Consider the following 26,753-nt stretch of genomic DNA (forward strand, 5'->3'; position numbering starts at 1 on the left):
CGCAGGCTACCGAACGCTGCCGGCGGTGAGCCGGCTGTCGTCGTAGGTGAGCGGGGACCGGTGGAGCTCACAGGACATGATCCGGAATCGTAGAGCGCAACCACTCGGCTATCGACCATTGCGCTCGCCGTGATCTCAACTCCCGCCCGAAAGGCACCGGTGGTGGAGCGGACGGTCCACTCCACCACCGGAGGCCTCCGCCTGCCGGGTTCTGTCGGCGCTAGTCGAAGCTGGGGTCTTCGTTGCGGCTGCGCTTGAGCTCGAAGAAGTGCGGGTAGGACGCGAGTGCGACGACGCCGTCCCACACCTTGCCGGCTTCTTCGCCGCGCGGGATCTTCGACAGCACCGGCCCGAAGAACGCGACACCGTTGACGTGGATAGTGGGGGTTCCCACGTCCGGGCCTACGGCGTCCATCCCCGCCGCGTGGCTTGCGCGCAGCGCCTCGTCGTATTCTTCGCTTTCGGCAGCCTGCGCGAGGACAGGGTCGAGGTCGAGTTCGGCGAGAGCACCGGCGATGACGTCGGTGAAGTCCTTGTTGCCCTCGTTGTGGATGCGAGTGCCCATCGCGGTGTAGAGGCTCTCGAGGATCTCGTCACCGTACTTCTGCGACGCCGCGATCGCGACACGCACCGGTCCCCACGCCTTCTTCATCATCTCGGAGTACTCGTCGGGCAGGTCGCGGCCCTCGTTGAGGACGGCGAGGCTCATGACGTGGAAGCGTGCCTCGATGTCGCGTACCCGGGTGACCTCGAGGATCCACCGCGAGGTGATCCAACACCACGGGCACAACGGGTCGAACCAGAAATCGGCTGTGTCCTTACCGGCGGTACCGGTGGTCTGGTCACTCAAAATGATCTCCTCACACGAATCGGTTTCCAGAGAGTGCAACACCACCCCGCGGGGCATTCTTCCCGATCTTCGCCGCGGCAGTGCGCGGTCCCCGTACCGTCGGACACGAGGACCGGGACGCAAAGCGTGTGAGCGCGCACAAATGAACGAGAGGTCATGCGATGGCGGGTGAGAAGACGTTCGTGATCGTCGGCGCCGGACTCGCCGGCGCCAAGGTGGCGGAAGAACTGCGGGCACGAGATTTCCCAGGGCACGTGGTATTGATCGGCACCGAGGAACATCTGCCGTACGAACGACCGCCGCTGTCGAAGGAGTATTTCGCCGGCGACAAGAGACTTCTCGACTTCACCGTGCAGCGCGGCGACTGGTACCGAGACCATCGTGTCGATCTTCGCCTCGGCACGACGGTCACCGCGATCGACCCGGCCGCGCACACGGTCTCCTTACCGGACGGTTCGACCGTGCACTACGACAAGTTGGCGCTCGCGACGGGATCACGGTCTCGGCGTCTGCCGCTTTCCGGGGCCGACAGTTCGGGCGTCCACGTCCTGCGCACGGTCTCGGAGGCCGACGACCTGCTCGCCGCGATCCGGCGCGACGACGGCACCGCCGCGCGCCTCGCGATCATCGGCGCGGGATGGATCGGACTCGAGATAGCGGCGGGTGCGCGGGGGCACGGCGCCGACGTGACGGTGATCGAATCCGCGGCCACTCCCCTGTCCGGATCGCTGGGCCCGCAGATCGGCGCGGTGTTCTCCGACCTGCACCGGGCGCACGGAGTCGACATGAGGCTCGACGCGTCGGTCCGGGAGATCGCCGTCGACGGCGGCCGCGCCGCAGGTGTCGTCCTTGCCGACGGGAGCACCCTGCCGGCAGATGCGGTGCTTGTCGCGGTGGGTGCGGCACCCAACATCGAGCTCGCCGAGGACGCGGGCCTCGCTGTCGACGGCGGGGTCCTCGTCGACTCGTCGCTGGCCACGAGTGATCCGGACATCGTCGCGGTCGGCGACATTGCGGCGGCCGAGCACCCCACACTCGGCGGCCGGGTGCGGGTAGAGCACTGGGCCAACGCACTGAACCAACCTGCGGTGGCCGCGGCGACGATGCTCGGCATCGATGCCTCCTACGACCGCTTGCCGTACTTCTTCACCGACCAGTACGACCTCGGGATGGAGTACGTCGGGCTGGCACCACCCGATTCACGGGTAGTCACCCGCGGAGATGTCGACATGCGCGAGTTCCTCGCGTTCTGGCTCGACGACGACAACAAGGTGCTGGCCGGGATGAACGTGAACATCTGGGACGCCGGCGACGACATCCGTGCACTCGTCTCGTCGGGTTCACCCGTCGATCCGGCCCGCCTCGCGGACACGAGCGTGCCGTTGTCGGACGTCGCCACCTGAGCGCGCCCCGACCATGATGGGATGGGTTCCGACCGACATCCCGTCGTGAGAAGGAGTTCTCCTGTGGCACCACCGAACCTGACCCGCGAGCAGGCCGCCGAGCGGGCAGCGGTCCTGCACGTCGACAATTACACCGTCGTCCTCGACCTGACCGACGGGTCCGGAGCACCGGGGGCCACTACGTTCCGGTCCGTCACCACGGTGACGTTCGATGCGACCGAGGGTGCGTCGACCTTCATCGATCTCGTCGCACAGACCGTGCATTCGGCCACGCTCAACGGCTCACCCGTGGACGTGTCCGGATACACCGAGGACACCGGGATAGCACTGACCGGCCTCGCCGCGCACAACGAGCTCGTCGTCGACGCCGACTGCCTCTACACGAACACCGGCGAGGGGCTTCACCGGTTCGTCGATCCGACCGACGACGCGGTGTACCTGTACTCACAGTTCGAGACAGCCGACGCCAAGCGGATGTTCGCGTGCTTCGACCAGCCCGATCTCAAGGCCACCTTCGATCTGTCGGTCACCGCACCTGCCGAATGGAAGGTGATCTCGAACTCCGAGACCGTGCAGACCACCGCGGCATCGCCCGGTCAGCACGTCTTCCGTACCACCCCGCGGATGAGCACCTACCTCGTCGCGCTCATCGCGGGTCCGTATGCCGAGTGGACCGACACCTACACCGACGAGCATGGCACGATCCCGCTCGGCCTCTACTGCCGCGCGTCCCTCGCCGAGTTCATGGACGCCGAGCGTCTGTTCACGGAGACCAAGCAGGGCTTCGGTTTCTACCACGAGAATTTCGGCGTCCCGTACGCGTTCGGGAAGTACGACCAGCTGTTCGTGCCGGAGTTCAACGCGGGAGCGATGGAAAATGCCGGCGCGGTGACGTTCCTCGAGGACTACGTCTTCCGGTCCAAGGTCACCCGCTATTCCTACGAGCGGCGAGCCGAGACGATCCTGCACGAGATGGCGCACATGTGGTTCGGCGACCTCGTCACCATGCGCTGGTGGGACGATCTGTGGCTCAACGAGTCCTTCGCGACGTTCGCGTCCGTGCTCTCCCAGGTTTCGGCCACCGAATACACCAACGCATGGACGACGTTCGCGAACGTCGAGAAGTCGTGGGCGTACCGGCAGGATCAGCTGCCGTCCACACATCCGATCGCTGCGGACATCCCCGATCTTGCCGCCGTCGAGGTCAACTTCGACGGCATCACCTACGCGAAGGGCGCGTCGGTGCTCAAGCAGCTCGTCGCCTACGTCGGGCAGGAGCCGTTCCTCGAAGGTCTGCGCGCATACTTCCGCGACCACGCCTTCGACAACGCGACCTTCGACGACCTGCTGGCCGCGCTCGAGAAGTCGTCGGGCCGCGACCTGTCGGGCTGGGGCGCCCAGTGGCTCAAGACGACGGGGCTGAACATCCTGCGCCCCGACTTCGAGGTCGGCGCCGACGGCAAGTTCACCCGCTTCTCAGTGCTGCAGGAGGGCGCGCAACCCGGCGCCGGTGAGTTCCGCGTGCATCGCCTCGCGATCGGTGTCTACGACGACGACGGCTCAGGCAAGCTCGTGCGCACCCACCGCGTCGAGATCGATGTCGACGCTGCCGCGAGCACCGACGTCCCCGAACTCGTCGGTGTGGATCGGGGCAAGTTCGTGCTCGTCAACGACGACGATCTGACCTACTGCTCCGTCCGGCTCGACGACGAGTCGCTCAGCACTGTGATAGAACGCGTCGGCGACATCGCCGACTCGCTGCCGCGCACATTGGTGTGGTCGGCTGCATGGGAGATGACCCGGCAGGCCGAGCTCGCGGCCCGCGATTTCGTGGCGCTGGTGAAGCGAGGTATCGCTGCGGAGACCGAGGTGGGTGTCGTGCAGCGTTTGCTGATGCAGGCGCATACGGCGGTCGGCAGCTATGCCGACCCCGCGTGGGCCGAGGCATCGGGCTGGAGCGACTACGCGAACCGCCTGCTCGAACTGGCGCGCGCAGCCGAGCCGGCCTCCGACCATCAGCTCACGTTCGTCAACGCCCTGTCCACCGCCCGGCTCTCACCGTGGCACACGGAGGTGTTCGAGGAGCTGCTCGGCGGCGATCCGGCAAAGGTCGGACTGCCCGGTCTGGTCGTGGATACCGATCTCCGGTGGCGCCTCGTGCAGGCGCTCGCAGCCGCCGGTGAGATCGACGCCGAGGGCGTCGAGTCGCCGTTCATCGACGCGGAAGCCGAGCGCGACCCGACCGCGGCGGGTGCCCGGCAGGCAGCGGCGGCACGCGCGGCCCGTCCGCAGGAAGCGGTCAAGGCCCAGGTCTGGCAGACGGTGGTCGGTGACGACACCGTGCCGAACATCACTGCTCGTTCGATCATCGGTGGTTTCGCGCCGGTCGGTCAATCGGAACTGCTCGAGCCCTACGTGGCGCGATACTTCGCTGAGGTGCCCGAGGTGTGGGAACGCCGGTCGAGTGAGGTCGCGCAGACCGTGGTCGTGGGCCTGTACCCGTCATGGTCGATCAGTGAGGCCTCGGTCACAGCAGCCGACGAGTTCCTCGCCGGTGATCGACCGCCGGCGCTGCGCCGATTGATCATCGAGGGGCGCGCGGGGATCGTGCGGTCGCTGCGAGCTCAGGCGTTCGACGCGTCCTGACCGGCACCCCGGCAACGTACTCGGCCCGATGTCACCTTCGGTCACTTCGAGTGACCGAAGGTGACATCGGGCCGATGCGTGGCAGCAGTGCTGCCGATGTCCTACGGTGCTGCAGGGTCCTACGGGGCGATGATCGCGTTGGCGATCACGCGAATGGCACTGATGATGCCGTCGATGAGCTGTCCCTGGCCGAACGGTCCGACCGCTGCGGTCACACCGAGTTGAGCGATCCGGTCGGTGACCTGGGTGGCGTCGCGTCCGCTGCGGATCTCGACGGCCTTCTGGTTCGGGTACACCGCGATGAGCACCGAGTTCTCGGCCTCGGGCGTCGACGGGAAAACCGTGTCCGTGGCGGCGGCCGGGTCGGCTGCGTCGGCGATGTACACGTTGAAGCGCACGCCGGTGGCGCGGATTGCTGACGTGAGCGTGTCGTCGAGGGCGATCATCTCATCGTCCTCGAACGGCGGGCCGGCGAACTCGATGCCGTCGGCACGAGCCTCGGAGATCCGGCCGCTCGAGGTCAGTACCGCAGCGTGCGGCAGGGGCGCGTCGCTGCGCGCGGGGGCATGAATCACGTCACCACTTGCCACTTGCGGTACCTCCGATCAGCTCTGCCGGTGCACCGGCCGCGTGCCCATGCTGTGCATGACGACCGTGCTCGGTCACCTCGTCGGCGGCGGTCCACAGCAGTGCACTGTGGTTCCACTTGTCGCCGAGCTTGTACGGGTGGTCGGACGCAGCCGGGCCGGGCTTGCGGGGCGCGGTCCAGGAGATAGCCCCGAAGACCAGAACGATCAGCAGCGGGATGCCGACGAATATCAGCGTTGTCTCGAGAATGCTCACAGGGAGAAGGTATCCCAGGTGGCTGCGAAAGACCTCACATGCCCCGGATTTGGTCCCGTCCGGGGAGCGATTCCCCGACCTCGCCCGTCAGGCAGCGCCCTCGCCCAGGTACGGAAGCCAGGTCGGATGCAGGTCCTGCAGTGTGGCCAGCAGACGCCAGTGTCTGCCCTTCGGTGGAACCAGGGACGCGCGCAACGTCCACCCGAGTTCGCTGAGCAGTTTGTCGGCCTTCTTGTGGTTGCAGGGTGCACAGCAGGCCACGCAGTTCTCCCACGCGTGCGCTCCACCGCGACTGCGGGGAATGACGTGATCGATGGTCTCGGCCTTGGAACCGCAGTACGCGCAGCGATTGCCGTCGCGATGCATGAGCGCGGCCCGGGTCATGGGCACCCGCGCGTGGTAGGGAACCCGCACGTACGTGCGTAGCCGGATGACGGACGGCAACTGCACCGACCATTCGGCCGATCGAACCATCGGTGCGAGCGGGTCGTCGTGCACCGTGTCTGCCTTGCCGCCGGCCATCAGAACGACGGCACGTCGCGCGGGCAGTGCGGTGAGCGGCTCGTAGGTGGCATTGAGCAGCAGCACCCGACGTTTCACCCAGTCGGGAAGACCGACGTCATCGCGTACTACGTGCAGGGTGGTGGCCCCCGGCGCCCTGATCGGGGCATCCGCGGGCGGAAGTTGTCGATGTGCTGTGCTGCCGTGCTTCATACGACCTCCGGAAGACTGGAAACAGTGCACCACGGATATCTCGAAATCGCACCCGAAATCCGCGGACGAATCAAGGTCTGCCCGGTGAACATCCTGTGTCGTGGGTACCGGCGGGTACGCGACCCCGTACGGGCGCGCTTGCGTCGGTGCGGGCACAATGGCCGTTGAGAGGGAGGTACGCAGAACACGATGACCGACCAGCAGACCTTCTACGACGAGATCGGCGGCGCCGAGACCTTCCACAAGATCGTCGCGCGCTTCTACGAAGAGGTGGCGAAGGACGAGATCGTCCGCCCCCTCTACCCCGAGGAAGACCTCGGCCCGGCGGAGCGCCGCATGCGGATGTTCCTCGAGCAGTATTGGGGTGGTCCACGCACCTACTCGGACGAGCGCGGTCACCCGCGACTGCGGATGCGCCATCATCCGTTCAAGATCGGCCCGCTCGAGCGCGATGCCTGGTTGCGATGCATGCACACCGCGATCGCGTCGATCGACGATCGAACCCTCGATGCCGCGCACCGTCGTCAGCTCGTCGACTACATCGATATGGCGGCGGATTCACTGATGAACTCGCCGATCTGACCGGCCGGGTCGCCGGCCTGAGCGGTCGTCAGATGACACTCAGGCCGAGGCCTCCGCTCTTGCGCAGGTAGACCGAGCCGAAGCGGGCATCGAGCCGGAGCCAGGTGTTCGAGGCACGTACCCGTACCACTTCGTCTGCGGCGATTCCATCGGCGACCATCGTGTCGCGGCCCGTGGTGGGCACGAACCCCATCGCCCCGAGCGCGAACACCATCCGCATGGGCACCCCGACCGTGGTCTCGCCTCCACTGACCTCGAGGACCTCCTGCGCCAGCAGCGACGCCGGTGGTCCCTGTGCTCCCGCGTCGCGGGTCAGCGCGACACCCTGCTGGGCGAGTTCGACGAGAACCCTGGCCGGAACATCGTCGACATGTACGAATCCTTCGTCCGGCGGTAGCGCTCCCCGCCATGCCGAATCCATCGCCCACCCCGGGTCGATCGCATTCGCAGTGCCTACCGACGCGGTCAGTGCTGCCCGCAGCGAATCAGCAGCGACGCAGAGGTCGGCGGGGTGGACGGTTCCTCGGACGATCCGGGCAGCGAGGACCTCGAAGCCCGTCTGGATCCAGGCACCGAGCACGCCGTCCCCCCGACGTCGCAGCCGCACGACCGCGGCCTCGTCGAGACGCACCGCGCGGGTGAGGAATGCGGCGAGGTCGGTGCGGTCGTTCTCGCCGGCGACAGCGACTGCCCGCTCGCCGAATCCCGTCGTAGTGTCAGTCACGTTTCCACCGAAGCAGGTAGGCCCGCTCCTCGCCGGTGAGCCGACGGAGTCGCTGCGTGTCGATGTCGAACGCGGCGATCTGGGTGGACGCGATGATCGAGGGCGTCGAGTCGGCGGGAGCACCGCCGGGCCGCACCTCGTAGCCGATCGTGAAGTCCACCGCGCGCACCTTCTCGGTCCACATCATGACGTCGAGGGGGCCGTCTTCGTGCCGCAATTGGCCACGATAGCGGACATGGAGGTCGGCGATCACGGCCCCTTCACGCAGACTCTGGGTGGGTCGCCCGTCGGCGAACAGCCACGGTATGCGGGCTTCTTCGAGCAGGGTCACCATCCGCGCGTGGTTGATGTGCTGGAAGACGTCCATGTCGGACCACCGCACGGTGACTTCCGTGTGGAATCCGAACTGCTCGCCCGCATCGCTCACGCGTTACCTCCGATCGGGTGCGCCGGTGCGCACCATGCTCCTGATCTGTCGTGCGGCCACCGACAGGGTGGCCAGGTCCAGACTCCCAGACGCGAAGATCTCGTCGAGTGCCGACCTCGCGCGCACGAGCCGAGAGCCGTTCGACATCTCCCAGTCCTCGATCATCTCCGGGCACGTTTCCCCCGGCTCTGCCCCGGCGAGGACGTCGAGGACGAGCGAGCGCAACGATCCGTACAGTTCGTCGCGCAGGGCAAGGCGCGCAAGGGAATGCCACCGGTCACCACGTTCGAGTCCGGTGACCGCGGACAGCAACCTGTCGATACCCAGGTGCGCGTCCATCGCGTAGTACAACTCCGCGACCTCTGCCTCCTCCCGCTCCACGATGTCCGCGATGTCGATGACATCGAGTAGCGGGAATTGGTCGAGCAGCCGGTACACCATCGCGACCATGTCCGGCGGCGCCTCGTGCGACAGGATGTGCCGGGTCCGTTCCTCCAGGTCCTCTACGTGGTGACCGCGCATCCACTCCCCCACCTGCGGCGCAAGATTCGCGAACAACTTCCGGTATCGGCTGATCTCGGCCCCCACTGCCAGCGGCTGTGGCCGATTCGACAGGAGCCACCGCGACGCGCGGTCGAGTACACGACGGGATTCGAGCAGCAGATCGTCCGCGATGTCGGTGGAAAGGTCAGCCGATCGGATCCGGTCCCAGATCCCGCGTAGGCCGAAGATCTCGGTGACCGCCGCGAACGCGCGGACCGCGTCGGTACGGGAGGCGCCCGTCTCCTCGCAGAGGCGGAAGACGAAGGAGACGCCGCCGTTGTCGACTGTGTCGTTGGCCAGGATCGTCGCGACGATCTGCCGGCGGAGCGGATGCGCCTTGATACCTGCGCGGAACCTCGTACGGAGCGCCCGCGGAAAGTAACCGGGCAACCGGGTCGCGAAAGTGTCACTGTCCGGCAGGTCGGTGTCGAGCAGGTCGTCGACGAGGGACAGCTTGACGTGGGCGAGCAGTTGCGCCAGTTCCGGAGAGCTCAGTCCCTCTCCGTCTGCGCGGAGTTGTTCGATCCGGGTGTCGTCGGGGAGTGCGTCGAGGATGCGGTCGATCCGCCGCTCCTTCTCGAGTTCGGCGATGAGCCGCTGGTGGACACCGAGCAACGCGGGCGCGGAGTCCCGTTCCAGGCCGAGGACGCTGTTCTGGTCGATGTTGTCCGCGAGTACGAGTTCGGCGACGTCGTCGGTCATGGAGGCGAGCAGTGGGTTGCGGTCCTCGGCCTGGAGGTCGCCGGAGGTGACCATCGAGTCGAGCAGGATCTTGATGTTGACCTCGTGGTCGGAGCAGTCGACACCGGCCGAGTTGTCGATCGCATCAGTGTTGATCTTTCCGCCGTTGCGGGCGTATTCGATCCGGCCCAGTTGGGTGACACCGAGATTGCCGCCCTCTCCGACGACCCGGACACGCAGATCGGCGCCGTCGACGCGGACCGTGTCGTTGGCCTTGTCGCCGACGTCCGCGTGCGATTCGGATCGCGCCTTGATGTAGGTGCCGATGCCCCCGTTCCACAACAGATCGACGGGCGAGCGCAAGACCGCGCGAATCAGTTCGGGCGGTGTGAGTTCGGTGACGTGACCGGGCAATCCGAGTGCCGCGCGGGCCTGTTCGCTGATCGGGATCGACTTGCGGGTGCGTTCCCAGACACCACCTCCCGTCCCGATCAGTGCCGGATTGTAGTCCGCCCAGGACGAGCGGGGCTTCTCGAACAGCCGGCTCCGTTCCGCAAACGACGGCGCCGCCTGCGGGTTCGGGTCGAGGAAGATGTGGCGGTGGTCGAACGCGGCGACCAACCGGATGTGTTCGCTGAGGAGCATTCCGTTGCCGAACACGTCGCCGCTCATGTCACCGACGCCCACCGCGGTGAAGTCCTGACTCTGGGTGTCGACACCGAGTTCACGGAAGTGCCGTTTGACGCTCTCCCATGCCCCGCGGGCGGTGATCCCCATTTCCTTGTGGTCGTATCCGGCCGACCCGCCGGACGCGAATGCGTCGCCGAGCCAGTACTTGTACTCGGCGGCGACCGAGTTGGCGAGATCGGAGAAGGTGGCGGTGCCCTTGTCCGCGGCGACGACGAGGTAGGTGTCGTCCTCGTCGTGCCGTACCACTCGCTGCGGCGGAGTCGCTGTACCGCTCGTTCGGTCGAGGTTGTCGGTGAGACCGAGCAGGGCAGCGATGAATCGTCGGTAGCAGGACTCGCCGGATGCCCGTACGGCCTGCCGATCCGCGGCGGCGTCGCCGGTGGGTGCCGGTGGGTGTTTGACGACGAACCCGCCTTTCGCGCCGACCGGGACGATCACCGCGTTCTTCACGGCCTGCGCTTTCACCAGGCCGAGGATCTCGGTGCGGAAGTCCTCGTGGCGGTCGGACCAGCGGAGTCCGCCGCGCGCGACCGCACCGAATCGCATGTGGACGCCCTCGACTTCCGGTGAGTACACGAACACCTCGAACTTCGGCCGTGGCTCCGGCAGTTCCGAGACGCCGCTGGGATCGAACTTGAACGCCAGGGTCTGGACCCGCGCCTCGTCGTCCGTTTCGGGTACGAAGAAGTTGGTCCGCAAAGTGGATCGGATCAACGACAGCATCGCCCGTAGGATGCGATCGGCAACGAGTGCGGTGACGGCGTCGATCTTCTCGAGCAGTTCGTCGGTGATGGTCTGCTCGCGGACGTCGGATACGTGATCGGGATCGAATCGGGCAGCGAACAGCTCCACGAGCAGCGCGGTCGTGCCGGGCGTGCCCAGCAGAACACCTTCGATATTGTACTGACTGTACGGAAAACCGGTCTGCCGAAGGAATTTCGCGTATGCGCGGAGCATTGTGGCCTGCCGCCAGGTGAGCCCGGCGCGGAGCACGAGTTCGTTGAAGCGATCCGTCTCCGCGTGACCACGCCAGACAGCGGCGAACATGTCTGTGATCCGGTCGGCGAGAGTGGGGTCTGCGTCGAACGCTCCGGGGTCGAGGTCGTTCGGGAGGTGCAGGCCGAAGTCGTAGATCCAGCAATCGACGCCGTCGGATCTCGGCAACAGGTAGGGCCGTTCGTCGACGACCTCCACGCCGAGGCTCTGCAACACCGGTAGGACGCGGCCGAGCGTCACCGGTTCCGACCCGATGTAGAGAGTGAAGCGCCAACTACGGTGATCTTCGGTGTCGGACCGGTACACCCGCATGTCGAAGTCGCCCGGGCCGAGGGCTTCGAGGCGCATCAGGTCGGAGAGCGCACGCTCGGAACTGAAGTCCTCCTTGTACGCTTCGGGTGCGGCGTCGACATACCGCTGGACCAGCGCCGGATCGATACTCGGATGGGCCCCGGCCACCTCCGCGAGCCGGTCTTCCCAGCTGCGGCTGACCTCCGCGAGGAGCGCCTGGATTCGTTGCCTGTTGCTGTCGGAGGTGTCGACCCGAGGATGCGCGTGTTCGGGGAAACGGACGGTCACGTGTAGCAGCGCAAGGTCGCCCTCGGACACCCGCGCAGTGTAATCGAGCGTGGCACCGCCGAATTCGTGGAGCAGTATGTTCTGCATCCGGACCCGGACCTTCGTCGTGTACCGGTCGCGGGGAAGGTACACCAGGCACGACACGTATCGCCCGTATGTGTCGACCCGGACGAAGAGCCGCACCTGCCGACGGATCTCGACCACGGACGTCACCGTCGTGTAAAGAGTCTCCTGGTCCATCGACAGCAGTTCCGCGCGTGGCAGGGTCTGCATGATCTCGAGCATCGACTGACCGCCGTACGACGACAGCTCGACACCGGCACGGGCGATCACTGTCCGGGCACGCCGACGCAGCAGCGGGATGTCGAGGATGTTCTCGTGCATCGCAGTCACGGTGAGTACACCGAGGAAGCGATGCTCACCGACTGTGTGTCCCTCGGTGTCGAGGATGCCCACGCCGACGAAGTACGGGTACACCGAGCGGTGCACGGTCGCGGGCCGCGCGCCCTGGGTGAGCACGAGAAGTGGTCTGCGTTCCGGATACACCTCGGCGGGCAGATCGATCGGATCTGCAGTCTCGGACACCGTGCGCAGCACTCCGAGGCCGCTGCGCGGGACCGGGCGGGACAGGCAGGCTCCGTCGGCGTCGGGCACACCGAATTCGTAACGGCGGTACCCGAGACCCGCATAGTTGCCGCGGGCCAGCCACCTCAGCAGCTCGGCGGTCTCGGCGAGATCGGTCGTCACGTGGCCGAAGGTCGGATCGACAGCGAGCGTGTCGAGCTCGTCGGCGAGCCGGTTCTGCAGAGTGCGCATGGCATCGGTGTCGACCACGACCTGCCGCACATCGTCGAGCACACCGTCGATTTCACCGTCGATCCCGGCCAGGACATCCGGCGGGGTGGTCGGGTGCAACTGGATGTGTATCCACGATTCCGCAGGCTCGTCGATCTGCAGTGCGCCGTCCGGTGCCATGTCGAGGAGCACACCGTCCGGGTCGCGGTGGACCGCGAAGACGGGGTGGACCAATGCGGTGATCATCGCACCGAGACGAGAGAGCAGTGCGGTGACCGACTCCACCAGCAGTGGCATGTCGTCGGTGACGATCTGGACGGCGGCACCCACCGCGTCGTCCGGCCGGTACACACGCGTCGCGGTCGTGCCGGCGGGACGGTCGAGTCCGAGCGCCAGATGCGACGCCGCGGCGGCCTCGGGATCGCGGATTCCGTCCTGAGACTGCAGATACGCGCCCTCCAGGACTCGCACCGTAGACGAAAGATCGCGCGAAGCCGCGGATTCCGTCATCAACATCACTCTCCTCGCTCGCCGCCGAAACCACAGACACCGCGGACGGGCCCGTTGTCGAGCCTATCCGCGGCGTCCGATGCCAGGAGGCGAAAGCGTGAGCGTTCACCGATCCGATCCTGTTGTCAGGTCGTCGCAGCAACCCGATGCCGGGCGAGTACCGAGCGTTCACCGTCGGTGATGGGTCTCGGACGCTCGGTCGTCATATCGAACCCGACCAGGACCGCGTCGCCGCGGGCGCACACCCCGCCGTTGCGATCGAGCACCGTGTGCCTGAGCGTGTAGGAGGTGTTCCCCACATGCATCGCGGTGATCTCGACCGTGACCGGCCCCGACTCGTATTTGATGGGAAGAAGGAACTCGACGTCCATCTTCCGCACGACGATCGCGAGGTGCCGCATCTCGTCGGACTGCAGGAACTTGATGCGTCCCTCCTGCATGTATTCGACGACCTTGGCGTTGTTGACGTGTCCGAGCTGATCCGAATCGCCCCAACGAACCTCGACCTGAGCCCGATAGGGCTCGACCGAGATCGCGGCCATTTCCTGATCAGTCACGTGTCAGCTTCCGGTGCGTGACGCGGTGCGGGCGTGCCGCGTCGGCGCCCAGTCGCTCGACCTTGTTCGCTTCGTACGCTTCGAAGTTGCCTTCGAACCAGAACCACTTGCCCTCTTCGACGTTGCCTTCCCACGCGAGGATGTGGGTACAGGTGCGGTCGAGGAACCAGCGGTCGTGGGAGATCACGACGGCGCAACCCGGGAACTGCTGCAGCGCGTTCTCGAGCGAACTCAAGGTTTCGACGTCGAGGTCGTTGGTCGGTTCGTCCAGCAGGATCAGGTTGCCGCCCTCTTTGAGGGTCAGCGCCAGGTTCAGGCGGTTGCGCTCACCACCGGAGAGCACCTCGGCCTTCTTCTGCTGGTCCGGTCCCTTGAACCCGAAGGCGGAGACGTACGCGCGGGACGGCATCTCGTTCTGGCCGACCTCGATGAAATCGAGTCCGTCGGAGACCACCTCGAACACGCTCTTCTTCGGATCGATGTTCGCACGGGACTGGTCGACGTAGCTGAGCTTGACCGTATCGCCGACCTTGACGCTGCCGCTGTCGGGCTCTTCGAGGCCGACGATGGTCTTGAACAGAGTGGTCTTACCGACACCGTTGGGGCCGATGACACCGACGATGCCGTTACGCGGCAGCGTGAAGGACAGGTCCTTGATCAGGACGCGGCCGTCGAAGCCCTTGTCGAGGTGCTCGACCTCGACGACGACGTTGCCCAGACGCGGAGGCGTCGGGATCTGGATCTCTTCGAAGTCGAGCTTGCGGTGCTTCTCGGCCTCCGCAGCCATCTCCTCGTAGCGCCCCAGACGGGCCTTGTTCTTCGTCTGCCGAGCCTTGGAGCCGGACCGGACCCACTCGAGCTCCTCCTTGAGGCGCCTCTGCAGCTTCTGGTCCTTCTTGCCCTGGACTTCGAGGCGCTCGGCCTTCTTCTCGAGGTAGGTCGAGTAGTTGCCCTCGTACGGGTGCAGCTTGCCGCGGTCGACCTCACAGATCCACTGCGCGACGTGGTCGAGGAAGTACCGGTCGTGAGTGACGGCGAGGACTGCGCCGGGATACGACGCCAGGAACTGCTCGAGCCACAGCACCGACTCGGCGTCGAGGTGGTTGGTGGGCTCGTCGAGGAGCAGGAGGTCGGGCTTGCTCAGCAGCAGCTTGCACAGCGCGACACGGCGACGCTCACCACCGGAAAGGTGTGTGACGGGCTCGTCCGGCGGCGGGCAGCGCAGCGCATCCATGGCCTGCTCGAGCTGCGAGTCGATGTCCCATGCGTTGGCATGGTCGAGCTCCTCCTGGAGCTTGCCCATCTCGTCCATGAGCTCGTCCGAGTAGTCGGTGGCCATGAGCTCGGCGATCTCGTTGAAACGGTCGAGCTTGACCTTGATCTCGCCGAGGCCCTCCTCGACGTTCTGCTTGACCGTCTTCTCTTCGTTGAGCGGGGGCTCCTGCAGCAGGATCCCGACCGTCGCCTCCGGATCGAGGAACGCCTCACCGTTGCTGGGCTGATCCAGGCCCGCCATGATCTTGAGGATGGACGACTTACCCGCGCCGTTGGGCCCGACGACGCCGATCTTCGCGCCCGGGTAGAAGCTCATGGTGACGTCATCGAGAATGACCTTGTCACCGTGCGCCTTGCGCACCTTCTTCATTGTGTATATGAACTCCGCCATGGCGACCAGCGTATCCGTCCCGCGGGCAGATCCCACATCCTGCGCTTCCGGCAGGTAGATCAAGGTGCGGCGAACAGGTCCGCGACGAACGGTGTGGTGTCGGGCAGCGACGCGGCCATCGTCTCCGAATGCCCGGTCGGATAGGTCCGGAGCAGCGGGGCTGCTCCCCCGGCGGTCAGATCGGCCGCAAGCATGAACGACAGCGGCGCAGGCACCATCGTGTCGCGCAGCCCCTGGGCGAGGAAGATCGGCCGGTCGTCTCCCGTGACGGGAACTCCGAGGTAGTCGGTGAACACCGCACGGAACCGGTCGGCGGCGAGCGGTCTCGTGAGCAGGTCGCCGATGCCCACTCCGGCGTAGCGCTCCATCAGCTCCTCGTAACAGAGGTCCTCGGCAGCAGCGAGCACCTCGCGGCCTGCGTCAGTGAGGTAGCTGTCGAGATCCAGCTCCGGATCCGCGTCGCGCAGGCCGGCGAAGATGTAGGCGCTGAAGGTGGTGAGGCCGTCGAGACCCAGATCCGGGTAGTCGGCTGCCACCACTGCGTAGCCCTGGCCCAGCCAGTGGTCGAGGTAGGCGGTGTCGCGGGCGCTGCGCGGGGTGCGCGAGGGCGCGCAGGAGTCCGACAGCCCGGTGGTGCCGTGCGCCCACGCGAGTACCGGCCACCCGTCCGCGGGTGCCTCGCCCGGCGGCAGGAACAGCACGCCGGTGGCGACGGTGTCCTGTCCGGAACGCCATTGCGTCCGGTAGGTGACCTTCCGGGTGGTCGCGGCACCGGGCACAGACAGGTCACCGGCCAGCGGTTCGACCGACAGCATCGAGCCGGGGACGGGAGCAGCATCCGCCGTCGGTAGGGCGACGAGGGCTGCTGCTACCGCGCAGACGCAGGCGAGGATTCCCCGTTACCTTCTTCGTAGTCCCGCACCGCGTGCGTTGCCGGTACGGGTGCCGCTCGGGTCGGCATGGATCAGGACGATTCGTGGCCCGCACCCGATTCGCCCGTCCGAGGCTCATCGGGTTCGGTGGTGTTCGCGGATACGGTCTTGCTCGCCGATCCGGCCGTGTTGTCCGTTCCGACACGGTCGCGGCGCGCGAGTTCGGCGAACATCGCGTTGTGTGCGGCCAGCTCCGCATCGTCGTCGCGATCCGCGGCCCGGTCGACGCGGCGGGCCACACGTTCGTCGCTGCGCGACCACTGCACCACCAGCGCGATCATCACGAGCACGAGCGGGATCTCACCCGCCGACCACGCGATACTGCCACCGACCTTCTGGTCCGAGAACAGGTCGGCGTTCCACGGCAGCGCCAACCCGCGGTAGTACGACTCGGCCATGACCGAACCCATGCTCATGAGGGTCACACCGAAGAACGCGTGGAACGGCAGCGACCCGAACACCATCGCCAGCTTGGTCACGGGCTGCACCTCGCGCGGCGACGGGTCGACACCGATGACCACCCAGTAGAACAGGTAGCCGCTCAACAGGAAGTGCAGGTTCATCAGTACATGCGCGGTGTGGCTGTCGGCGAATGTGGTGAAGATTCCGCCCAGGTACAGCGCATAGAACCCGCCGACGAACATCAGCGACGCGACGAGCGGGTGCGTGAGGAAGCGTGACGGGGGGCTGTGCAGGAAATCGAGGATCCATTCGCGCGGCCCGGGAGGGGCGCCGCGCCCGGCGGGTTTGAACGCGCGCAACGCGAGGGTCATCGCACCGCCGAGGGCGAGCAGCACCGGGGTGAGCATCGACATCGCCATGTGGGCACCCATGTGCACGCTGAACATGGCCGGCGAATACATCCCGACACCAGAGCTGGTCGTCACGAGTAGGACGAAACATCCCGAGAACCACGCGATGGACCGACCGACCGGCCAGGTGTCGCCGCGCTTGCGCAGCGTCCGCAGCCCGATCGCGTACCCGGCCGCGAGCACCAACGCTGCCGTGCCGAAGATCAGGTCGAACCGCCACTCGCCGAAGAACAGGTTCATGAACGTGGGCGGCGCGCTGAGGTTGTAGCCGAGTTCCACCTCGAGCACCGAGGGTGCCGCCGCGGGCGGGGGCGGCGGTGTACGTCCGAGTCCCACGGCCAAGCCCACGGTCGCAGCGAGGATGAGGGACTCGACCGCTGCGAACCGCACGAAGGCCGCGCGGTTCGTCGGATCGGCTTCCAGGTCGGGCAGTGCGCGCCGTCGCTGTGCCCAGCCGAAGATGCCGAGCACGACCAGGGCCACCGTCTTCGCGACCACCAGCCGGCCGTACGTGGTGGTGAGCAGGTCGTCGAACGACACCCGCACCGCGGAGTTGATCACACCGCTGATCGCCATCACCACGAACGCGATGGACGCGACGAAGGAGAATCTCCGGGCGGCCAGATCGGAGTACTCGCCTCTGCGCCACGCGTGGGCGAGCACCGCGAACAGGCCGCCGGCCCAGATCGACGCCGCCACCAGATGCAGCACCAGGCTGTTGGTGGCCATGTCGTGGGAGCCTCCACTGGACGAGTGTCCCGTCAGGGCGATCGGCATCAACGTCACGAGCGAGAGCAACAGAAGATACGGCGTCCACGACCAGCGCAGGGCCAGCCGGATCAGGATCGCGGTGATCAGTGCGAGCACTGTGGTCCAGGCCCACGCGAGGGACGTCTCGACCTGGCCGAGGGCCGAGAACAAATTCTCCGGCCTCATCGCCTCGGCGAGCGGCTGGCCAGAGGTGTCCGACAATGTCAACGGCACCATCAGCGCCGCCGTGACCGCCCACACCATCGCGGAGACACCCGCGGTCCGCACCGCACGGTAACCGCCGACGTCGAGAACGCCGTTCGCCTGCGGAGGCACGAGGAATGCTGCGAAGAACAATGATCCGATGGTCAGAACCGTCGCGATCTCCGACACCGCGCGCACCATGGGCAGTCCGTAGGTGGTAAGCGGACCGGGATCGGGAATGCCGAGCAGGACCAGTGCCTGCGCTGCCGACAGACCCACCACGATCGCCGCGACCATTGCCGCGACGACGCCGAAGAGGACGAACAGCGCTGAAGGGTTGCCGCGCGCAGGAGTGGGAGCGGGCTGCGGTGCCTCCCGCTCGAGATCGGGTGTTGCCATGCCTACCAGGGTAGGACCTCGCGAAAGTCGACTACGACGCCCCGTCGGAGTGCCCGGGCGTAACGACACCGTGGTCAAAGGCATACACGATGGCAGCAGCACGGTCCCGGAGATCGAGCTTGGTGAAAATGTGTCCGACGTGACTCTTCACCGTCACTCCTGCGATGCTCAGTTCACGGCCGATCTCGGCATTGTTGTGACCGCGACCGATCAGGCCGAGCACATCGAGTTCGCGGGCAGTCAACACGTCGACACCCCGACCACCGTTCTCGGGCGACATCGCGGAGGTGCGGTACGTCGACAGCACACGACCGGTCACCGTGGGATCGAGGAAGCCGTCCCCCGCGGCGACTCTCCGGACCGCACGGATGAGGTCCTCTGCCGAAGAGTCCTTGAGGATGAAGCCCGCGGCACCGGCCCGCAGCGCACCGGACAGCAACTCGTCGTCGTCGAACGTCGTGAGCACGAGCACGGGAGGTGGATCGTCGGCGCTGCGGAGTTCTCGGGTCGCCTGGATTCCGTCGACCCGCTTCATCCGGATGTCCATCACGATGACGTCGGGACGGTGTGCTGCCACCGCGTCGCGCACCTCCGAACCGTCTGCACATTCCGAGACGATGACGAAGCCGTCCTTACGTCGGAGGATCCGGCGCAGCCCGGACCGCACCAGCTCCTGATCATCGACCAGGAGTACTCCGATTTCATCGTCGATCATGAAAGCCCCGGGATCCGGCGAACGATCGAGCACGAGTCGACGGCAAGTGGGACCTGCGCACGCACCGACCACCCTCCGGAATCGGGGCCTGCCTGCAGTACACCACCGAGCAGCGCCGCGCGCTCCCGCATCCCGCGAAGACCCGAGCCCTCATGACCACTCGGCGTCACAGCGGGTGCGCGAAGATCGTTGTGGACCTGGAGGGTCAGCTTCCCAGTGCCGATATCGAGCTGCACATCCGTCTTCGCGGCCGGGGCATGTTTGACGATGTTCGCCAGCGACTCCTGACAGATCCGATAAACGCCCAGGCCTGTTGCTCCCGGTGCCGCGTCGACGTCTCCCGACATCGCGAACTCCACCGGGACACCCGCGCGCCGGAAGTCCTCGATCAGCTCCGGGATGTCCGCGATCGTCGGTTCAGGACGGGTGTCCGCCGGTCGAGCATCGAGCAGACCCACGGTCCGCCGGATGTCCGCCATCGCCTCTCGCCCCAATCGCTCGGCGTCGGTCAAGGCGTCTACGGCTTCGTCGACATCGCGGTCCTGCTCCAACGCGCGTCGCGCGGCGGTCAGATGCAGCAGCGTGATACTCAGCGAGTGCGCCACGACGTCGTGAACCTCCCGGGCTATCCTCTGACGTTCGGAGGTTGCGGCATGCTCCGCCTGGATCGACTTCACGGCGCGCTCCTGATGCAGAAGCCGCAACTGGGTCAGCAGCAGGCGCCCGATGATCCACCCGAGCACGACGGCGGCAAGGTAATACAGCACGCCGACGAGGTGGCCGGCGAACGCGAAAGCCGTGAGCGCCGCTGCTGCCGCGGCCAACGCGCCGACACTGACCGAGAAGGGCGTCATGGCCGCGATCTCGCCGACCATCAACACGAGAACGAGTGGGGCGAAGTCGAAGGCGGTGTCCGGTGGCCGCACGAGCAGCAACGAGGTCGCCGTCAGCACGACGAGTCCCATGAGCAGCCGCACGAGCATCGAGTCCGGTTCGACCATGTCGCCCGCGATCGGTGCGGATGAAGCAAGCAGCCCGAACAGGAGCGCCCAACCCGGTGGCACGAACCCGTCACGCTGCGCCACGGCGATACAGGCGACGACGACCATCCCGATGTGGCCGAACAGCATCACGCCGACCGGGTAGTCGTAGTCGCTCGCCGCCATACGACGGCGGAAGTACGCCATCAATTCCACAGGATCAGCGTAGGCGGAGACGCCCGCTGCGGCGTCGTTCCCGGAGCGGATCCCGTCTCCACCCACGGGAGGAGAGAAAGACGCGACGGTGGCACGACGAAACACGGGCCGGATCTTCGTAGCGTTTCCCTCGAGAACATCGAACGCACCGGATTCAGGGAGTTGACCGAGATGTACTGGGAAACATTCAGAGCACGGCGGGCTGTCCTGGACGACGTGCTCACCCGAGCACAGGTAGATATCGACTCCGCGCTCCGGTTCGATGAGATCCCCCGCGCGATGGAGCTTTTCGGCTCGGGAGACAACGTCCTTCTCACCTTGCAGCGGCAGTGGACCACACACCTCGCCGTCCGCCTCGATCAGGCACTCGAAGACGGCACATCGCTGGACACGGCGTGCGTCCGGCTGGCGGACGATATGCCGGCGGTTCGAGCAGTCCTCGACGCAGGCACCCACACGTCACCGATGTTACGAACTGTTCAGCGCGGTGAGATCGCAATGATCGAGGCTCACAAGGCCCTCGAGCGCGCCACGCAGCCAACGCACCGTTCACGCCGCTGGCGCCGACGGACCGCAGCGGTGCGGGCACCGATCCCATCGATGAGCACTGCGAGCTTGTGGGCAGGCCACTACGCACGGGGATAGGGTCAGCAGAGCACGACATCGAGCGCGTCGCGCAGAGCGGCAAGTGTGTCGGCGGGAAGTAGCACGTCGCAGTGAGGCAACGCTGCCGCCATCGACCCGGTCGCCGGCGCGAAATCTCGCAGTCCGGCGCGCGGATTGAGCCACACCACCCGATGCGCGCGACGACGGATCTGCGTCATGACCCGCGCCAAGTCGTCGGGGTCGTCACTGTCCCACCCATCCGATGCGATCACGACGATCGCGCCGCGCAGCGAATGGCCGCGGTGAGAATGAAGGACGGAGGACAGCGATCCTGCGATGCGGGTCCCGCCGAAACGTGTCTCGACGTGCTCGTTGACGGCGTCGATCGTCTGCTCGACGGACCGGTTTCTCAACGTCGGTGTCAGGCGGGTCGCCGTGGTCGAGAACGCGAAAACCTCAGCGTCGCCCGTGCGCACGACGGCGCGCATCAGATGCAGATAGATATCCGAGTAGGCGCGCATCGAGCGGCTGACATCACAGAACAGCACGAGTCGCCGGCGACGCCGCGCAGGTCGAGTGTGGACGAGCCGCACCGGTTCGTACCCTGTGTGTCGCGACGCCGCGATGCTCGCGCGCAGATCGAGGTGTCCGTTGTGATGCGGTTCGCGGCGGCGGCCGACCCGGGTGGGCCAGGTCACCGCAGCATGCTCGATCCACGAGGCGATCTCGGCCAGGCGAATGGGATCGAGGTCTGAGAACCGCTGATCGGCGACACCCGCGAGTGCGCTGGGAATGCGGTCGCCGGGTCTGGAACTGTCCTCCGACGACCTGTCTCCGAGGGTGCCGGTGACCGTGCGGGTCACCCACGGCACATCGCCGCCCGCATCGGAACGCCGCCGACCGATGGTCGAGGACTTCGTCGACTGCCGATCGTGCCCGCCGTCGTGGAGTCCGGCACGGCGAGCATGCGGATCCATCGGCACCATGCCGTGGTCGAATACCGCCGAGAACACGGCATCGAACTTCTCGAGGTTCTCGCGTCGGTCCACGAGGGTGAGCCGGGCCGCCCAATACAGCTGCGAACGAGTGCGGGGAGGTTGCAGACGCAGCGCGCGGGTCAGCGTCGCGGCACCGTCGAGGGTCACGGCAACGCCGGATCGACGAAGCCGATCGGCGATGCCCACCGCGAACGCCGCCAGATCGATGCCCGGAAGCAGGAAGGCGGTCACGATGTGCCGGCCACCACGAAATCGGTGAAGGCCTCCCCCACGTCGTCGCGATCGTCGGGTGTCTTGGCGAGCGCAGCCAACGACACGGCGGCACCGGGATCCGCGAGGTCCGAGACACCGAGCGCCGAGAGCGCGGACACCCAGTCGATGGTTTCCGCGATGCCGGGTGCCTTGTCGAGGTCGAGTCCACGTACGGTCGCAACGAAATCGGTGGCCCGCTCGATCAGCGCCGCACTCGCCTCCGGCACTGTGCGCCGCAGAATCGCGACGGCACGCTCGCGGCCCGGATAGTCGATCCAGTGGTACAGGCAACGCCGACGCAACGCATCGTGCAGATCGCGGCTGCGATTGGAGGTCAGCACCACGACGGGACGCTGTGCGGCAGTGAGTGTTCCGAGTTCCGGGACGGTGACGGTGAACTCGCCGAGGAACTCGAGCAAGAGAGCTTCGAATTCGTCGTCGGCACGGTCGATTTCGTCGACCAACAGGACGGCCGGCGCATCACCTCGATGTCGGACGCACTGGAGAATCGGGCGTTCGAGCAGGTATTCCTCGGTGTAGAGGTCGTCTTCGGCGGGGGTGCTCCCCTGGGCTTCCGCGAGCCGGATCGCAAGCAGCTGACGTTGATAGTTCCAGTCGTACAACGCTTCCGAGATCGACAACCCCTCATAGCACTGCAACCGGATCAGCGGTCCGCCGAGGACGTCTGCGAGCACCTTTGCCGCGGCGGTCTTACCGACACCGGGTTCCCCTTCGAGGAGCAGGGGCCGACCCAGTTCGGCCGCCAGGTAGATCGCGCTGGCGGTGCCTTCGTCGAGGATGTGGTCGCGGGCGTCGAACCGCGCGACCACATCCTCGACGTCGGAGAAAGACCACGATCGGGTCGAGTCGGTCACGCCGCGTGTTCCTTCTGGTAGGCGCGTCGACAACCGGGGCAGCAGAACCACACATCGCTGCCGGCGACGACGAGGTGCGGCGTCGACTCCGTCACTGTCACCGTCATCCCGCATACCGGGTCGACCGCCGTCCGCGGAAGCGGACGTGCCTGCTTCGGTAGTCGGGCGAGTTCGCCGCTGCGTACGGCCCGCACGACGTCGGCGACGATCGACAACCCGATCTCCGCCGCAGTCCGCGCCCCGACATCGAGCCCCGCCGGAGTGTGGACCCGCGTGCGTTCCTCAGCGCTCAACTCGATCCCCTCGAGGACCGCGCTGCCGCGCCGAGGGCTCGCAACGAGACCGACGTATCCGACACCCGCATCGAGCGCTGCCCGGATCACCGCAGCTTCGTCTCCGCCGTGCGTCGCGATGATCACCGCCGACGCACCTTGCGGAATCTCGGATCCACTGACCTGTTCGACCAGATAGTCGACTCTCCGGGCGAAGTCTGCGACGGCATGGGCCACCGGTGAGGAACCCGACACCGCGACGACTGTGGGTGGCAACCGTGGTTCGAGGAAGATCTCCATCGCCCCTCCCGACATGCAGGGGTTGACGGCGATCGTTGCGCCCGGAGTCTCGGGGAAGTCACCGTATTCCGCGGGCAGCACCCGCAACAACAGACTCTCACCCCGATCGAGCACCTGTTGGGCTGCTGCGCGCACCGAGGTCTCGGTGCACTGCCCACCCACGAAGCCTTCGATCGTGCCGTCGACGAGAACGAGCGCGCTGTCGCCGGAGTGAGCCGAGGTCGGAGGTTGGGCCCGGACCACCGTCGCCCGCACGAACGGCCGCCGTTCTTCGTGTAGCTGTGTCTCACGGACGCTCAGATCCATGCCCGCACCTCCTCTCGCTCCGGGAGCGGTCCATCAGATCGGGGGTGTCGCCCGACCCTGCATCGCTTCCCACACTCGCGACGGGGTCAGCGGCATATCGGCGTGCCGCACTCCGAGCGGCTTCAACGCATCCAGCACCGCATTGACGATCGCCGGCGGCGAACCGACCGTGGCGGATTCGCCGATTCCCTTGGCACCGATCGGATGGTGCGGCGACGGCGTGACCGTGTGTCCGGTCTCCAGTGTCGGCACCTCGAGCGCGGTGGGGATCAGGTAATCCATGAACGAGCCGCCGAGGCACGTGCCGTTCTCGTCGAACGCGATCATTTCCATGAGGGCCATCCCGATGCCGTCGACGATGCCGCCGTGAATCTGCCCTTCGATGATCATCGGGTTGATCCGCGTGCCGCAGTCGTCGACGGCGAGGAACCGGCGCACCGTCACCTCGGCGGTGCCGGGGTCGACATCGACGACACAGAAGTACGCGCCGTACGGGTAGGTGAGATTCTCGGGGTTGTAACAGATCTGGGCCTCGAGACCACCTTCGATTCCCTCGGGGAGATCACCGGCGCCGTGCGCGCGCATCGCGATGTCCTGGATCGTCACGGCCGCAGACGGGTCGCCCTTGACGTGGAAGGAACCCTTCTCCCATTCGAGATCGGCGACGGAGACTTCGAGCATGCCCGACGCGATGATCTTCGCCTTGTCGCGCACCTTGCGTGCGACGAGGGCCGCGGCTGCCCCCGACACCGGCGTCGACCGGCTGCCGTAGGTGCCGAGACCGAATGGAGTGGCATCGGTGTCGCCGTGCACGACATCGATATCCTCGGGTGGGATGCCGATCTCCTCGGCGACGATCTGCGCGAACGTCGTCTCGTGTCCCTGCCCCTGGCTCTGTACAGAAAGACGCACCACTGCTTTGCCGGTCGGATGCACCCGCAACTCGCAACCGTCGGCCATGCCGAGACCGAGGATGTCCATGTCCTTGCGGGGGCCCGCACCGACTGCTTCCGTGAAGAACGCCATGCCGATGCCCATCAGCTCGCCGCGGGCACGCCGCTCGACCTGTTCGCGGCGCAGATCGTCGTAGCCGATCATGTCCATCGCCTTGCGCATGGTGGTCTCGTAGTCGCCCGAGTCGTACTTCCAGCCGGTCTTGCTGGTGTACGGGAACTGTTCGGGTCGCAGCAGGTTCTTCAGCCGCAGTTCCGCCGGATCCATCTCGAGATCGAATGCGAGACAGTCGACGAGCCGCTCGACGAAATACACGGCCTCGGTGATCCGGAACGAGCACGCGTACGCGACTCCGCCGGGCGCCTTGTTCGTGTAGACGGCCGTCATGTGGCAGTAGGCCGCGTCGATGTCGTAGCTGCCGGTGAATACGCCGAAGAACCCGGCCGGGTACTTCACGGGCGCGGCGGTCGCATTGAAGGCGCCGTGATCGGCAAGCACCTGCGACCGGATCGCGAGGATCTTCCCTTCCCTGGTGGCCGCGATCTCCCCGACCATGATGTAGTCGCGCGCGAAACCTGTGCTCATCAGGTTCTCGCTGCGATCCTCCATCCACTTGACGGGCTTGCCGAGGACGAGCGACGCGACGATCGCACCCACGTAACCGGGGTAGATCGGAACTTTGTTGCCGAATCCACCGCCGATGTCGGGTGAGATCACCTGGATCTTATGTTCGGGCAGACCTGCCACCAGCGCATACAACGTGCGATGTGCGTGCGGTGCCTGGGACGTCGACCAGAGCGTCAGCTTTCCGGTGACCCGGTTGTAATCGGCGACCGCGCCGCACGTTTCCATCGGTGCGGGGTGCACGCGCGGGTAGACGATCTCCTGTCGGGCGATGACGTCGGCTTTCGCGAAGGCCACATCGGTCGCTGCGGCGTCGCCGGCTTCCCAGTCGAAACAGTGGTTGTCGGTCTTGCCCTCGAGATCGGTGCGGATGACGGGTACGTCGGGCGAGAGCGCCGTACGGACATCCACGACGGGGTCGAGGATGTCGTAATCGACGTCGATGAGCTCGAGCGCGTCGCGGGCCGCATAGTGATCCTCGGCCACGACGAACGCAACCTCCTGACCGTGGAACCTCACCTTGTCGGTGGCGAGCACAGCCTGCACGTCGTTCGACAGGGTCGGCATCCACGCCAGACCCTTCTCCGCCAGGTCGGCGCCGGTGATGACGGCCTTGACCTTCGGATGTGCCAACGCCTCCGAGGTGTCGATGCCGACGATCCGGGCGTGCGCAACCGGGGAACGCAGAATCGCCATGTGCAGCATGCCGGGAAGCGTCACATCGTCGACGTATTGGCCCTGCCCGCGGATGAACCGGGGATCCTCCTTGCGGAGCATTCGGCCGTGACCGCACGGCTTACGGTCGTTGTCCGCAGTTGCCGGGTCTTCTGTTTCCTGGACTTCGAGGTCCGGTTCGACAGCGGTCATGACGTGACCTCCGCATCCTGCTCGGAATGTGCGTTCTCGGCCGCCCAGCGCACCGAGCGCACGATGGTGGTGTAGCCGGTACACCGGCAGATCTGACCGGAGATCGCCTCACGGATCGTGGCGTCGTCCGGGTCAGGATCGCGGTCGAGTAGCGCGCGGGCGGTGATCATCATGCCGGGCGTGCAGAATCCGCACTGGAGTCCGTGGCAGCGCATGAAGCCGTCCTGCACCGGATCGAGGACGCCGTCCTTCTCGAGACCTTCGACTGTCCCGACCTCGTGGCCGGCGGCCATCGCGGCGAGTGTCGTGCAGGACTTGACGGGTTCGCCGTCGATCGAGACGACGCACGTACCGCAGTTGCTGGTGTCGCAACCCCAGTGGGTTCCGGTCAGGCCCAGATGATCGCGGAGGAAATGGACGAGCAGCGTACGCGGTTCGACGTCGGCCTCGACGTCTTCGCCGTTGACGGTCATCGAGATTCTCAT

22 protein-coding genes are annotated in these 26,753 nt (G+C 66.3%); 4 read left to right on the forward strand and 18 right to left on the reverse strand.

Going from position 1 to position 26,753, the window contains the following annotated elements; translation table 11 throughout:
* Positions 1–220: 220 nt before the first annotated feature.
* Entirely contained in the window at positions 221–850 is a 630-nt protein-coding gene (locus EV641_RS02720) for a DsbA family protein (protein ID WP_054720715.1), read from the reverse strand.
* A 161-nt stretch (positions 851–1,011) separates the two neighbouring features.
* On the opposite strand from EV641_RS02720, the gene EV641_RS02725 reads away from it, so the two are divergent.
* Together EV641_RS02725 and pepN are read left to right on the forward strand one after the other, a co-directional pair.
* The gene (locus EV641_RS02725) at positions 1,012–2,253 is read left to right on the forward strand and encodes an FAD-dependent oxidoreductase (protein WP_132470670.1); all 1,242 of its coding nucleotides are present in this window, start codon (positions 1,012–1,014) and stop codon (positions 2,251–2,253) included.
* 63 nt (positions 2,254–2,316) lie between these two features.
* The gene (pepN, locus tag EV641_RS02730) at positions 2,317–4,899 is read left to right on the forward strand and encodes an aminopeptidase N (protein WP_132470671.1); all 2,583 of its coding nucleotides are present in this window, start codon (positions 2,317–2,319) and stop codon (positions 4,897–4,899) included.
* A gap of 119 nt (positions 4,900–5,018) precedes the next feature.
* On the opposite strand, the gene EV641_RS02735 is transcribed toward pepN, so the two are convergent.
* The 3 genes from EV641_RS02735 to EV641_RS02745 form a co-directional block, all read right to left on the reverse strand.
* Positions 5,019–5,489 (reverse strand): DUF5130 family protein, encoded by a 471-nt coding sequence (locus EV641_RS02735; RefSeq protein WP_199233105.1) that lies wholly within the window; start codon positions 5,487–5,489, stop codon positions 5,019–5,021.
* On the reverse strand, positions 5,476–5,742 hold the full coding sequence (locus EV641_RS02740) for a hypothetical protein (RefSeq protein ID WP_054719867.1): 267 nt from the start codon (positions 5,740–5,742) through the stop codon (positions 5,476–5,478). Before EV641_RS02740 ends, EV641_RS02735 begins: the two co-directional genes overlap by 14 nt.
* Before the next feature lie 87 nt (positions 5,743–5,829).
* The gene (locus EV641_RS02745; protein ID WP_132470672.1) at positions 5,830–6,456 is read right to left on the reverse strand and encodes an HNH endonuclease; all 627 of its coding nucleotides are present in this window, start codon (positions 6,454–6,456) and stop codon (positions 5,830–5,832) included.
* Positions 6,457–6,645: 189 nt separating this feature from the next.
* Here EV641_RS02745 and EV641_RS02750 point away from each other — a divergent pair, with 189 nt between their 5' ends.
* Positions 6,646–7,038 (forward strand): globin, encoded by a 393-nt coding sequence (locus EV641_RS02750; protein ID WP_054719864.1) that lies wholly within the window; start codon positions 6,646–6,648, stop codon positions 7,036–7,038.
* A gap of 28 nt (positions 7,039–7,066) precedes the next feature.
* Here the strand turns inward: EV641_RS02750 and EV641_RS02755 are convergent, their stop codons facing one another.
* The 9 genes from EV641_RS02755 to EV641_RS02795 all read right to left on the reverse strand — a co-directional run bounded on the left by EV641_RS02755 (position 7,067) and on the right by EV641_RS02795 (position 20,280).
* A complete protein-coding gene (locus tag EV641_RS02755; RefSeq protein ID WP_132470673.1) occupies positions 7,067–7,762 on the reverse strand; it encodes a hypothetical protein in 696 nt (231 codons plus the stop codon).
* Positions 7,755–8,189, reverse strand: a complete 435-nt coding sequence (locus EV641_RS02760; RefSeq protein ID WP_241996756.1) for a thioesterase family protein — start codon at positions 8,187–8,189, stop codon at positions 7,755–7,757. The genes EV641_RS02755 and EV641_RS02760 overlap by 8 nt, the downstream gene beginning before the upstream one ends.
* 3 nt (positions 8,190–8,192) lie before the next feature.
* On the reverse strand, positions 8,193–12,983 hold the full coding sequence (locus EV641_RS02765) for an NAD-glutamate dehydrogenase (protein WP_132470674.1): 4,791 nt from the start codon (positions 12,981–12,983) through the stop codon (positions 8,193–8,195).
* Positions 12,984–13,108: 125 nt separating this feature from the next.
* Positions 13,109–13,525 carry an acyl-CoA thioesterase gene (locus EV641_RS02770; protein ID WP_132470788.1) on the reverse strand — a complete coding sequence of 139 codons (417 nt, stop codon included), beginning with the start codon at positions 13,523–13,525 and terminating at the stop codon, positions 13,109–13,111.
* A gap of 7 nt (positions 13,526–13,532) precedes the next feature.
* Complete coding sequence (ettA, locus tag EV641_RS02775) at positions 13,533–15,206, reverse strand: energy-dependent translational throttle protein EttA (protein WP_132470675.1); 1,674 nt, start codon at positions 15,204–15,206, stop codon at positions 13,533–13,535.
* Between the two features lie 59 nt (positions 15,207–15,265).
* The gene (locus EV641_RS02780; RefSeq protein ID WP_241996758.1) at positions 15,266–16,021 is read right to left on the reverse strand and encodes a hypothetical protein; all 756 of its coding nucleotides are present in this window, start codon (positions 16,019–16,021) and stop codon (positions 15,266–15,268) included.
* Positions 16,022–16,170: 149 nt separating this feature from the next.
* Positions 16,171–18,303 carry a cytochrome c oxidase assembly protein gene (locus EV641_RS02785; RefSeq protein ID WP_132470677.1) on the reverse strand — a complete coding sequence of 711 codons (2,133 nt, stop codon included), beginning with the start codon at positions 18,301–18,303 and terminating at the stop codon, positions 16,171–16,173.
* A gap of 31 nt (positions 18,304–18,334) precedes the next feature.
* Positions 18,335–19,018 carry a response regulator transcription factor gene (locus EV641_RS02790; RefSeq protein WP_054713171.1) on the reverse strand — a complete coding sequence of 228 codons (684 nt, stop codon included), beginning with the start codon at positions 19,016–19,018 and terminating at the stop codon, positions 18,335–18,337.
* Positions 19,015–20,280: a histidine kinase gene (locus tag EV641_RS02795; protein ID WP_241996759.1), complete on the reverse strand. Its 1,266-nt coding sequence runs from the start codon at positions 20,278–20,280 to the stop codon at positions 19,015–19,017. The genes EV641_RS02790 and EV641_RS02795 overlap by 4 nt, the downstream gene beginning before the upstream one ends.
* Positions 20,281–20,385: 105 nt before the next feature.
* On the opposite strand from EV641_RS02795, the gene EV641_RS02800 reads away from it, so the two are divergent.
* Positions 20,386–20,859 carry a hypothetical protein gene (locus EV641_RS02800; protein ID WP_199233106.1) on the forward strand — a complete coding sequence of 158 codons (474 nt, stop codon included), beginning with the start codon at positions 20,386–20,388 and terminating at the stop codon, positions 20,857–20,859.
* Positions 20,860–20,861: 2 nt separating this feature from the next.
* Here EV641_RS02800 and EV641_RS02805 read toward each other — a convergent pair whose 3' ends face one another.
* Genes EV641_RS02805 through EV641_RS02825 form a run of 5 tightly spaced genes read right to left on the reverse strand, consistent with a single transcriptional unit; the run spans position 20,862 to position 26,753 of the window.
* Positions 20,862–22,049, reverse strand: coding sequence for a VWA domain-containing protein (locus EV641_RS02805; RefSeq protein ID WP_132470678.1), 1,188 nt, complete (start codon positions 22,047–22,049; stop codon positions 20,862–20,864).
* Positions 22,046–22,945 (reverse strand): MoxR family ATPase, encoded by a 900-nt coding sequence (locus EV641_RS02810; protein WP_241996761.1) that lies wholly within the window; start codon positions 22,943–22,945, stop codon positions 22,046–22,048. Before EV641_RS02810 ends, EV641_RS02805 begins: the two co-directional genes overlap by 4 nt.
* Positions 22,942–23,823: an XdhC family protein gene (locus EV641_RS02815; protein WP_054713163.1), complete on the reverse strand. Its 882-nt coding sequence runs from the start codon at positions 23,821–23,823 to the stop codon at positions 22,942–22,944. The genes EV641_RS02810 and EV641_RS02815 overlap by 4 nt, the downstream gene beginning before the upstream one ends.
* A 33-nt stretch (positions 23,824–23,856) precedes the next feature.
* The gene (locus EV641_RS02820; protein WP_132470680.1) at positions 23,857–26,268 is read right to left on the reverse strand and encodes an aerobic carbon-monoxide dehydrogenase large subunit; all 2,412 of its coding nucleotides are present in this window, start codon (positions 26,266–26,268) and stop codon (positions 23,857–23,859) included.
* Complete coding sequence (locus EV641_RS02825) at positions 26,265–26,753, reverse strand: (2Fe-2S)-binding protein (RefSeq protein WP_054713164.1); 489 nt, start codon at positions 26,751–26,753, stop codon at positions 26,265–26,267. The genes EV641_RS02820 and EV641_RS02825 overlap by 4 nt, the downstream gene beginning before the upstream one ends.

This window comes from Rhodococcus sp. SMB37 (assembly GCF_004345605.1).
In the GTDB taxonomy this organism is placed as follows: domain Bacteria; phylum Actinomycetota; class Actinomycetes; order Mycobacteriales; family Mycobacteriaceae; genus Rhodococcus.